Raw genomic sequence first — 9,486 nt, forward strand, 5'->3', positions numbered from 1 at the left:
GTACTCGGCGTCGAATCCTCCTGCGATGAAACCGGCCTGGCTCTGTATGACACCGAGCGCGGGCTGCTGTCCCATGCCCTGCATTCGCAGGTCGCCATGCACGAGGAGTATGGCGGCGTTGTGCCCGAGCTCGCTTCACGCGACCACATCCGCCGCGCCCTGCCTTTGCTGGAAGAGGTGGTGAAGCGCGCGGACATTCCGATGTCCAGCATCGACGCCATCGCCTACACCCAAGGCCCCGGCCTGGCCGGCGCGCTGCTGGTCGGTTCCTCGGTGGCCTGCTCGCTGGCGCTGGCGCTCGACAAGCCGGTGCTGGGCGTGCACCACCTCGAAGGCCACCTGCTGTCGCCGCTGCTGGCCAGCGAGCGTCCGGAGTTTCCCTTCCTGGCCCTGCTGGTCTCGGGCGGCCACACCCAGCTCATGCGCGTGGACGGCGTCGGCCGCTACACCCTGCTGGGCGAGACCCTGGACGACGCGGCCGGCGAAGCCTTCGACAAGTCGGCCAAGCTGCTCGGCCTGGGCTACCCGGGCGGGCCGGCGATCTCACGCCTGGCCGAATTCGGCGATCCGCTCGCCTACACCCTGCCGCGCCCGATGCTGCACTCGAAGGACTTCAACTTCAGCTTCTCCGGCCTGAAGACCGCGGTGCTTACGGTGGTCAAGAACCACGAAGAGAAAGTGGTGGCGAACATCTGCGAGCAGGACAAGGCCAACATCGCGCGCGGCTTCGTCGATGCGATCGTCGACGTGCTTACCGCCAAGTGCGTCAACGCCCTGCGCCACACCGGCCTGACCCGCCTGGTGATCGCGGGCGGCGTGGGCGCCAACCGCCAGCTGCGCGCATCGCTCGACGCCGCGGCGCTCAAGCGCAAGTTCAAGGTCTATTATCCGGAACTGGAGTTCTGCACCGACAACGGCGCCATGATCGCCTTCGCCGGCGCCATGCGCCTCGAACGCAACCCGGCCCTGGCGCAGCGCGACTATGCCTTCAACGTGCGCCCGCGCTGGCCGCTGGACGAGCTGGAAGCCGCATAAAATCAGGGCTAGAATCAAGCTGTCATCCTGAACTTGCAAGCTTGACATCGATCCTACCGTGTGACCGTCGACCGCCAAACGGTGGCAATATCCGACGGTCAAGTTTTACGGAGGTTAGTGATGCGCGTGGTGAGCTGGAATATTCATTGGGGCTGTGGCAAGGACGGTCGGATCCGCATTCATGCGATCATCGACGTGCTGCGCCGCCTCAATCCGGATGTGGTCTGCCTGCAGGAAGTGGCGGCCAACCACCCGGAACTGGACGGGAGCGCGACCGCGAACCAGTTCAAGCAGCTCGGCGGGGCCTTCGGCGGCTACCACCTGATGGAGCATGCGCCCAGCGAGATCTACAAGAACAACGTCCCCCGCCTGTTCGGCAACCTGATCCTCTCGAAGTACCGCATCTCGCAGGTGCACCGCCACCTGCTGCCCTGGCCGGCCGATCCCGAGAGCCCGGCGGGCATGCCGCGCGGCCTGCTGGAAACCGTGATCGACGCGCCCAGCGGCAAGCTGCGCCTGATGACCACCCACCTCGAGTACTATTCGGCGCGCCAGCGCATGGCCCAGGTCCAGCGCATCCGCGAGCTGCACGTCGAAGCCTGCGCCCGCGCGCGCATCTTCCAGCCCGACCCCAACCTGGACGCGCCTTTCCAGCTGGGCTTCCGGCCCGGCTCGGCGATCCTGTGCGGCGACTTCAATTTCGCGCCGCAATCGGAAGACTACGCCAGGCTGCTGGCGGCGCCCGAGTCGGGCGCGCTGGCGCTGCAGGACGCCTGGCGCATCGTCCACCGCGACGCACCGCGCGCGCCGACCACCGGCCTGCACGGCTATCCCTGGCCGGAGCGGCCCGAGTGCTATGACTATTTCTTCGTGACCGAGGATCTGGCGGAGCGGGTGCGGGTGCTGGATGTGCTGTCGGAGACGGCGGCGTCGGATCATCAGCCGGTGGTGATGGAGCTGGTGTGAGTTGCGGGTGAGGGTGGTGGCGGATCGACGAACTTAGGTTCCCGCCTGCGCGGGAATGACGTGCTACCAGAGCAGTGCTATATCAGTTACTGGCCCGCGACCGAAAAACCGTCATTCCCGCGCAGGCGGGAACCCAAGTTCGCGTGAAGACCACCTCACTCACTTCTGCCCTGCAATCTCCCGCAACGCCCTCTCGAACACCTCCGGCGGCTGCCCGCCCGAAATCAGGTGCTTCTGGTTGATGATAATCGCCGGCACCGAGCGAATGCCCGCCTGCTGGAAGAACTGCTCGCGCGCCCGCACCTCGTCCGCGAATTCATCCGACTTGAGAATGCGCTCCGCCGTCTCGCGCTCCAGCCCTGCCTGCTCGACCGCGCGCAGCAGCACCTCGTGATTGCTCGGGTCCTCGCAGCGGGTGAAATAGGCCGTGAACAGCGCTTCCTTGAGCGCGCGCTGGCGGCCCTCCCCTTCGGCCCAGGACAGCAGGCGGTGGGCGTCGAAGGTGTTGTAGATGCGGCCGCGGCGCTCCATGTCGAACACGAAACCCACGTCGGCGCCGCGCTGGCGGATCGTCTCGCGGCTCTGGGCTTGCTGCTCGGCGGTGGCGCCGTATTTCTGGGTGATGTGCTCGACGATGTCCTGGCCTTCCGGCCCCATGTCGGGATTCAGCTCGAAAGGCTGGAAGTGGAGGTCGACACTGAGCTCCCCGCCGACACTGGCCAGCGCCTTGTACAGCGAATTCAGGCCGATCGCGCACCACGGGCACGAGACGTCCGACACAAAATCGATCCTGAGTTGCTTGCTCACAGCGCACCACCTTTCTTGTCCATTGCGGCACGGGCGTGCCGAAAGGGCCTATGGTAACGCCTGGAGAATTTTCCCGCGCGCGGCTACTTTTTCTTGGCTTCGGCGGCCTTGCTGCCGATCCTGGTTTCCTTGCCCGCCAGCAGATTCGAGATGTTCGCGCCATGGCGCCACAGCAGCAGCGCGCTCATGATGAAGACCGCGAACAGGATCTCGTCGGCGCCGAACAGCAGGCCGTAGTAGAACGGCGCGAACACCGAGGCGATCAGGGCCGCCAGCGAGGAATAGCGGAAGGCGTAGGCGACGATCAGCCAGGTGGCCAGGGTGGCCAGGCCCAGCCACGGATTGATGCCGAGCAGGACGCCGAGCGCGGTGGCGACGCCCTTGCCACCCACGAACTTGAAGAACACCGGCCACAGGTGGCCGATGAAGACGGCCAGCGCCACCAGGGCGATGCCGCCCTCTTCCAGGCCGTATTGCGGGCCGAAACGCACTGCCAGCCACACCGCCAGCCAACCCTTGGCGCAATCGCCCAGCAGGGTCGCGATGGCCGCCTTCTTGCTGCCGCTGCGCAGGACGTTGGTGGCGCCCGGGTTCTTGGAACCGTAGGTGCGCGGGTCGGCCAGGCCGAAGGCGTGGCTCACGACCACGGCAAAGGAAATCGAGCCGACCAGGTAGGCGGCGATGGTGGCGACGATGGTCGCAATGGTAGGGTTCATCTTGTCTCTTTTTTAATAAGCCGAGAAAACCGGCCCGTGAATATACACCATGCCCATCGGGTAGTCACCCGAGTAGCCACCCAGGTAGTCACTCGGCCAGCGCACACTGCACCGGCCGCGCCTTCAGCACATCGACCAGGACCTGCGGCGCGATGCCGACCAGGTAGCCGCGCCGTCCGCCATTGATATAGATCTTGTCCAGCGCCAGGATGCTTTCCTCGACGAAGACCGGCATCGCCTTGCGGATGCCGAAGGGCGACGTGCCGCCCACCATGTAGCCCGAATGGCGCTGCGCCACATCCGGCTTGCAGGGCTCGACCGACTTGCAGGGAATGGCGCGCGCCAGGTTCTTGGTCGAGACCTTGCAATCGCCATGCATCAGCACGATCAGCGGCTTGGCGGCCTCGTCCTGCATCACCAGGGTCTTGACCACGTCGTGCTCGGGAACGCCAAGCGCGCGCGAGGACACGGCGGTGCCGCCATGTTCTTCATAGTCGTAGGGGTGCTCCGAAAAAGCGACCCCTTGTTTGCGCAGGAATTGTGTGGCGGGTGTCTCTGACACGTGCTCTTTCTTGGCCATGCGTGGTACGCTAAAGACGAACATAAAGGGGTTTCTATTATGCAGGAAGAAATTCGCTTTGCCACCTTCAACACCCTCAACCTGGCCCCGCCCGGCGCGCAGCTGTACGACAACCTGGTGCCCATTACGCCCGAGGAGTACGAGGCCAAGCTTGCCTGGACCGCGCGCCAGGTCGACCTGCTCAATGCCGACGTCATCGGCTTCCAGGAGATCTTTTCGCAAGCCGTGCTGAAGGAAGTGCTGGCGCGCACCCAGCGCTACCGCGAGGCCGCCCATGTCGGCTTCGATCCCGACCCGCATGCCTCGCGCCTGACCCCGAGCGTGGCCCTGGTGTCGCGCCTGCCCCTGGCCGCGCCCGGCCAGGCCTTCAGCCTGTTCCCGGACAACGTGGCCATGCCTCCCGGCAGCCGCGACCCGGACCGCTTCACCCGCGCGCCCCTGCACGCGGCCATCGAGATCGCGCCCGGCGTGACGGTCGACGTGATCGTGGTGCACCTGAAATCGCGCCGGCCCGACTACCGCTCCAGCGACAGCGGGGAGGACCCGCACCTGTACGCCCTGGCCTGCCTGCGCTCGCTGATCCGGCGCGGCACCGAAGCCACCGCCCTGCGCGTGCTGCTCACCGACATGGCGCACGCCCACCGCCGCCCGCGCATCGTGATGGGCGACTTCAACGACGTGGCCGATTCGGTGACCACCGAGATCGTGCTGGGCGAAGGCACGCCGCCCGCGGACCGCATGTACGACGCCTTCCGCGTGCAGCGCCAGCAGGACAACGGGCGCGACGTCGGCTTCTCGATCCTGCACGACCGCCGCCACACCACCATCGACCACATCCTGGTGTCGCCCGAGTTCAACCACGCCCTGCCCGACGCCATCGGCGAGGTGACGGATGTGGTCTACCTGAACGACCACCTGAACCTGGGCCTGCCCGAAGCCTCGGACCACGGCCAGGTGCTGGCGCGCCTGCGCCTGTTCCCGCGCGCGGACGGTTTCAGGACGGGTGCGGACTGAAGTCCGGCCGGGCGCTGGCCGGGCTGGCGTAGAAGCCCTGGTATTCGTCGCAGCCGTGGCGGCGTAGAAAAGCCAGCTGGTCGGCCGTCTCCACCCCTTCCGCCACCACCCGCAGCTGCAGGCTGCGCGCCACCGCGATGATGGCCGGCACCATGGCCGCATCGACCGGGTCGTGCTCCACGTCGCCCACGTAGCTGCGGTCGAGCTTGAGCTTGGACAGCGGCACCCGCCGCAGGGAGGCCAGGCTCGACAAGCCGGTGCCGAAGCGGTCCATGCTCAGCTGCACGCCACGTGCGCGCAAGGCCATGGCCGTGGGGCCGATGTCCAGGCCGTTGTCGATGACGGTGTTCTCGAGGATTTCCAGGTCGAGCGCCTGGGGCGCCAGTCCGCTGTCATGCAGCGCGCGGTCGATCATGGGCAGCAGGCCTTCGTCGGCCAGCTGGGCCGCGGACAGGTTCACCGCCACCGAGATGGCGTGGCCGTCGTCGCGCCAGGCGCGCGCCTGGCGGCAGGCTTCGCGCAGCACCCATTCGCCGATCGGCACGATCAGGCCCGATTCCTCGGCCACCGGCAGGAAGGCGTCCGGCAGCAGCAGGCCGCGTTCCGGATGGCGCCAGCGCACCAGCGCCTCGACCCCGGTCACGCGGCCGGTGGCGACCTCGATCCCGGGCTGGTATTCGAGCATGAATTCGCCCGCCTCGACCGCCTGGCGCAGGCGGTTCTCCAGCTCCACCCGCTCGATCACGTGGGCGTTCATCTCGGGGCTGAAGAAGCGGTAGCTGTTGCGCCCGTTCTGCTTGGCGTGGTACATGGCGACGTCGGCATGGTGCAGCAGGGTCTCGACATCGTCGCCGTCGCTGGGACAGAGCGCGATGCCGATCGAGACCGACAGGGTGAGCTCGTGGGCGCCGACACTGATCGGCCGCGCCACCGCCTGCGTCACCGTGCTGGCCACGTGGGCGGCCTGGTCGGCGCCCTTGACGTCGGCCAGCAGCACCACGAATTCGTCGCCGCCGAGCCGGCTGATGGTGTCGACCCGGCGCACGCAGGCGCGCAGGCGCGCGGCCACTTCGCGCAGCACCGTGTCGCCGGCCTGGTGGCCGTGGGTGTCGTTGATGCCCTTGAAGCGGTCGAGGTCGAGGAAGAGCACCGCGAACAGGCAGCGCTGGCGGCGCCAGGTGGCCAGGGCCTGGTGCAGGCGGTCGAGGAAGAGGACGCGGTTGGGCAGGCCGGTGAGCGCGTCGTGCTCGGCCAGGTGGCGCACGTGTTCTTCGGCGCGCTTGCGCTCGCTGATGTCGCTCAGCATCGCCATGTAGCTGCTGATGTCGCCGTGCGGATCGCGGATGGTGGTCAGGGCCACCCGCACCGGATAGGTCTCGCCGTTCTTGCGCGTGCCGCTCAGTTCGCCTTCCCAGTGGTCGTTGCCGTCCAGCTCGGACCAGATGCGCTCGTAGAAGCCGGCGTCCGCACTCCAGCGCAGGCTGGCCAGGGTGCGGCCGATGATGTCCTCGGGCGCGTGGCCGGTGATGGTGGTGAAGGCCTGGTTGACGGTCTGGACGCGGTACTCGGCGTCCATCATGACGATGGCGTCGCGCGCGTTCTGGAACACCTGGGCGGCGCGCTGCAGATTGGCTTCGGCTTCCTTGCGCGCGGTGATGTCCATCTCCATGCAGAACACTTGCTGGGTGAGGCCGTCGCGCTTGACCGGATAGTGGCAGGAATGCAGCCAGTGGCGCCGGCCGGTGCAGGCTTCGACCAGCCAGTCGCGCGGCGGCGGCGCCACCCCGTCGCGCCAGATCGAGGCGATGCGCGCGTCGAACTCGTCCTGCTGCTCGAGGTGGATCACCAGCTGCGAGAACGGGGTGCCGATCGCCCGCCCGGCCGTGATGCCGTACAGCTCTTCGCAGGCGTGGTTCCAGTAACGGATGATGCCGGCCTGGTCCATGGCGTGCACCGCGACCGCGGGCGCCAGCTCGAGGGCGGTCACGAAATGGTGCAGCCACTCGAGCGCTTCGTGGCCCGGCCCGGCGTTTGCAAGGGTTTCGCCCTCCGGCGCCCGGGGCGGCAAGACGCCCAACCGGGGATCGGCCATGCGGATCGGTTCGGGAGACGGACCGTCCGCAAATAATTCCGGCGACTTCTCGGTCACGGCATGGCCTTTCGCGGTGGAAACAACAATAAACGGGCTGACAACCCCGCTATTGTTCTCCCCGCCCGGACCGCCATGTTTGCGGCCGCTCAAGTGCGCGGGCGCTCCGCAATTCATCCCCGGCCTATGCATTTCATGCCGCCGAAGCGGCGGCTCGTCGCATACCGATGGCTGGCGCGGGCCGCAATCTTTATAGTTCAACCATGCGCACTGAGCTCGATCCCCGATGCGGATCGAGCCTACGCGCCACCGGATAACGCGGGCCGCCACACGCCGGCCCGCTCCCCTCACCCGTGAAGGCGCCGGCTCCCACAGCCGGCGCCGCGCGGCATTCTGCTTTCCCCAGGACTAAGAACCTATCCCAGTAGGCAAGAGTCGCTCCTGGCGCGCCTGGCAAGCGCAGGCGGCGTTACTCGTCGTTGTGTGGCCAGCCACACTGCCTCCTCGCGCCTTGCCTGCACTTCCCATGCATCGCCATGCGCTTCCTCCCGCCTACTGGAATAGGTTCTAAGTTTGCGACAGGGGCGTGTCGAGCGCCGGTGCGCCATCCGCCTGGGCATCGCCTTCAGCCTCAGCCTCAGCCTCTCCCTCGCCCTGGCCGGCCGGGGCGTTCTTGGCTTCCAGCTTGCGCTTGGCCTTTTCGTCCGCCTTGCGCTTCTTTTCGAGTTCCCGCTGCCGCTTTTCGTAACTGAAATTATTTCGAGCCATGTTCACCTCGCCTGTGCAAAAAAGATGTGTGCTACCCGGGCATTATGGACTAGTCGGGCCGAGGCGGCTTGACTAACCACGGGGGTGGTGCTGGGCATGCAGGTGCTTGAGACGCTCGCGCGCCACGTGGGTGTAGATCTGGGTGGTGGAAATGTCGGCGTGTCCCAGCAGCAGCTGTACCACGCGCAGGTCGGCGCCGTGGTTGAGCAGGTGGGTGGCGAAGGCGTGGCGCAGGGTGTGCGGCGACAGCGGCGCCTGGATGCCCGCTTTCTGCGCATGCTTCTTGATCAGGATCCAGAACATCTGGCGCGTCATGGGGCCGCCGCGGCCGGTCACGAACAGGGCGTCGTCGACCTGGCCGTTCAGGATGATGCCGCGCGCATCCTTCAGGTAGCGCTCCATCCAGGTGCGCGCCTCCTGGCCGAAGGGCACCAGGCGGGTCTTGCTGCCCTTGCCGGTGATGCGCAGCACGCCGTCGTTCAGGCTGACTTCGACCAGCTTGAGCGCCACCAGTTCCGACACCCGCAGGCCGCTGGCGTACATCAGTTCGAGCATGGTGCGCTCGCGCAGGCCCAGCGGCGTGCCGACGTCCGGCGCGCCGAGCAGGGCCTCGACCTGGCTTTCGGTCAGGGTGTGCACGAAACGGGTCGGCTGGCGCGCCGAGGCCATCCTGAGGCAGGGGTCTTCCTTGATCTTCTGCTGGCGCAGGGCAAGCTGGTAGAAGCGCTTGAGCACCGACAGGCGGCGGTTGGCCGAGCTCGGGCGCGAATCCGGGTGGCGGTCGGCGAAATAGCCGGCCAGGTCTTCCGGCCGCACCGCCAGCAGGCCGTCGCGTTCGGGCCGCTTGGCCTCGAGCCAGCCGGCGAACAGGCGCAGGTCGCGCCGGTAGGCGTCGAGCGAATTCTTTGCCAGTCCCTGTTCCAGCCAGAGCGTGTCGCAGAACTCGTCGATCAGGGCCAGATTGACTGCTGTTGCCATGGGGATGCGGTGGCGCCTTCGTGGCGCAGCAGCCAGCGCTTCACGGACAGGTGGAAACCGTTTTCGTCGTCCTGGTTGGAAAAGCCGCCCAGCCCGCCGGAAGCCGTCACGCGGTGGCAGGGAATGATCAGCGGGAACCAGTTGGCCCCGCAAGCCTGGCCCACGGCGCGCGGCGCCGAGCCGATCAGCTTGGCCAGCTGGCCATAGGTGCGCACGCTGCCGCGCGGGATGGCGCCGATCGCTTCCCAGACCTTGCGCTGGAACTCGGTGCCGGCCTCGAACAGCGGCAGGTCGAAACGGTAGTCCGGGTCGGACAGGTAGCGTGCGACCTGCCCGGCGGTATGCTCGGCGACCTCGTTGTCGGGGGCTTGTTCGGCGTACTGCGGCGGCAGGTAGACCAGCTCGCGCAAGCGCGCGTCCTGCGTACGGATGCCCATCGCGCCAAAGGGCGTGGCCACGATGGCGTTGAACAATGTGCTTCCCTGTTCTGTCTTCATGTCTGCTTCGTGTGGGTGGCGCGGGAAAGGCTTGCC

The 9,486-nt window shown here is 67.1% G+C and carries 10 protein-coding genes; 3 read left to right on the forward strand and 7 right to left on the reverse strand.

Going from position 1 to position 9,486, the window contains the following annotated elements; all coding sequences use genetic code 11:
• Together tsaD and V7778_RS24525 are read left to right on the forward strand one after the other, a co-directional pair.
• On the forward strand, positions 1-1,035 hold a 1,035-nt coding region (gene tsaD / locus V7778_RS24520; RefSeq protein WP_335560178.1), incomplete at its 5' end, for a tRNA (adenosine(37)-N6)-threonylcarbamoyltransferase complex transferase subunit TsaD.
• A 120-nt stretch (positions 1,036-1,155) separates the two neighbouring features.
• A complete protein-coding gene (locus V7778_RS24525) occupies positions 1,156-2,001 on the forward strand; it encodes an endonuclease/exonuclease/phosphatase family protein (RefSeq protein ID WP_335560179.1) in 846 nt (281 codons plus the stop codon).
• Between the two features lie 159 nt (positions 2,002-2,160).
• Here the strand turns inward: V7778_RS24525 and V7778_RS24530 are convergent, their stop codons facing one another.
• The 3 genes from V7778_RS24530 to ybaK form a co-directional block, all read right to left on the reverse strand.
• The gene (locus V7778_RS24530) at positions 2,161-2,808 is read right to left on the reverse strand and encodes a DsbA family oxidoreductase (RefSeq protein ID WP_335560181.1); all 648 of its coding nucleotides are present in this window, start codon (positions 2,806-2,808) and stop codon (positions 2,161-2,163) included.
• A gap of 83 nt (positions 2,809-2,891) precedes the next feature.
• A complete protein-coding gene (gene plsY, locus V7778_RS24535) occupies positions 2,892-3,524 on the reverse strand; it encodes a glycerol-3-phosphate 1-O-acyltransferase PlsY (RefSeq protein ID WP_442920758.1) in 633 nt (210 codons plus the stop codon).
• Between the two features lie 88 nt (positions 3,525-3,612).
• The gene (ybaK, locus tag V7778_RS24540) at positions 3,613-4,104 is read right to left on the reverse strand and encodes a Cys-tRNA(Pro) deacylase (protein ID WP_335560194.1); all 492 of its coding nucleotides are present in this window, start codon (positions 4,102-4,104) and stop codon (positions 3,613-3,615) included.
• 39 nt (positions 4,105-4,143) lie between these two features.
• Between ybaK and V7778_RS24545 the strand changes: the two genes are divergently transcribed.
• Positions 4,144-5,118: an endonuclease/exonuclease/phosphatase family protein gene (locus V7778_RS24545; RefSeq protein ID WP_335560183.1), complete on the forward strand. Its 975-nt coding sequence runs from the start codon at positions 4,144-4,146 to the stop codon at positions 5,116-5,118.
• Here V7778_RS24545 and V7778_RS24550 read toward each other — a convergent pair.
• The 4 genes from V7778_RS24550 to V7778_RS24565 all read right to left on the reverse strand — a co-directional run bounded on the left by V7778_RS24550 (position 5,099) and on the right by V7778_RS24565 (position 9,450).
• On the reverse strand, positions 5,099-7,267 hold the full coding sequence (locus tag V7778_RS24550) for a putative bifunctional diguanylate cyclase/phosphodiesterase (RefSeq protein WP_335560185.1): 2,169 nt from the start codon (positions 7,265-7,267) through the stop codon (positions 5,099-5,101). The genes V7778_RS24545 and V7778_RS24550 overlap by 20 nt on opposite strands.
• 507 nt (positions 7,268-7,774) lie before the next feature.
• Positions 7,775-7,975 carry a hypothetical protein gene (locus V7778_RS24555; protein WP_335560186.1) on the reverse strand — a complete coding sequence of 67 codons (201 nt, stop codon included), beginning with the start codon at positions 7,973-7,975 and terminating at the stop codon, positions 7,775-7,777.
• Between the two features lie 72 nt (positions 7,976-8,047).
• Complete coding sequence (gene xerD, locus V7778_RS24560) at positions 8,048-8,953, reverse strand: site-specific tyrosine recombinase XerD (RefSeq protein WP_335560188.1); 906 nt, start codon at positions 8,951-8,953, stop codon at positions 8,048-8,050.
• Complete coding sequence (locus V7778_RS24565; RefSeq protein ID WP_335560190.1) at positions 8,926-9,450, reverse strand: methylated-DNA--[protein]-cysteine S-methyltransferase; 525 nt, start codon at positions 9,448-9,450, stop codon at positions 8,926-8,928. Before V7778_RS24565 ends, xerD begins: the two co-directional genes overlap by 28 nt.
• Between the last annotated feature and the right edge of the window lie 36 nt (positions 9,451-9,486).

Origin of the sequence: Massilia sp. DD77, from assembly GCF_036961685.1 — a bacterium.
In the GTDB taxonomy this organism is placed as follows: domain Bacteria; phylum Pseudomonadota; class Gammaproteobacteria; order Burkholderiales; family Burkholderiaceae_D; genus Telluria.

What these genes read in the sequence shown, in the direction of transcription:
- plsY (WP_442920758.1), bottom strand. Translation starts at nt 3,524, where the DNA reads ATGAACCCTACCATTGCGACCATCGTCGCCACCATCGCCGCCTACCTG.
- ybaK (WP_335560194.1), bottom strand. Translation starts at nt 4,104, where the DNA reads ATGGCCAAGAAAGAGCACGTGTCAGAGACACCCGCCACACAATTCCTG.
- V7778_RS24565 (WP_335560190.1), bottom strand. Translation starts at nt 9,450, where the DNA reads ATGAAGACAGAACAGGGAAGCACATTGTTCAACGCCATCGTGGCCACG.
- V7778_RS24525 (WP_335560179.1), top strand. Translation starts at nt 1,156, where the DNA reads ATGCGCGTGGTGAGCTGGAATATTCATTGGGGCTGTGGCAAGGACGGT.
- V7778_RS24545 (WP_335560183.1), top strand. Translation starts at nt 4,144, where the DNA reads ATGCAGGAAGAAATTCGCTTTGCCACCTTCAACACCCTCAACCTGGCC.
- xerD (WP_335560188.1), bottom strand. Translation starts at nt 8,953, where the DNA reads ATGGCAACAGCAGTCAATCTGGCCCTGATCGACGAGTTCTGCGACACG.
- V7778_RS24555 (WP_335560186.1), bottom strand. Translation starts at nt 7,975, where the DNA reads ATGGCTCGAAATAATTTCAGTTACGAAAAGCGGCAGCGGGAACTCGAA.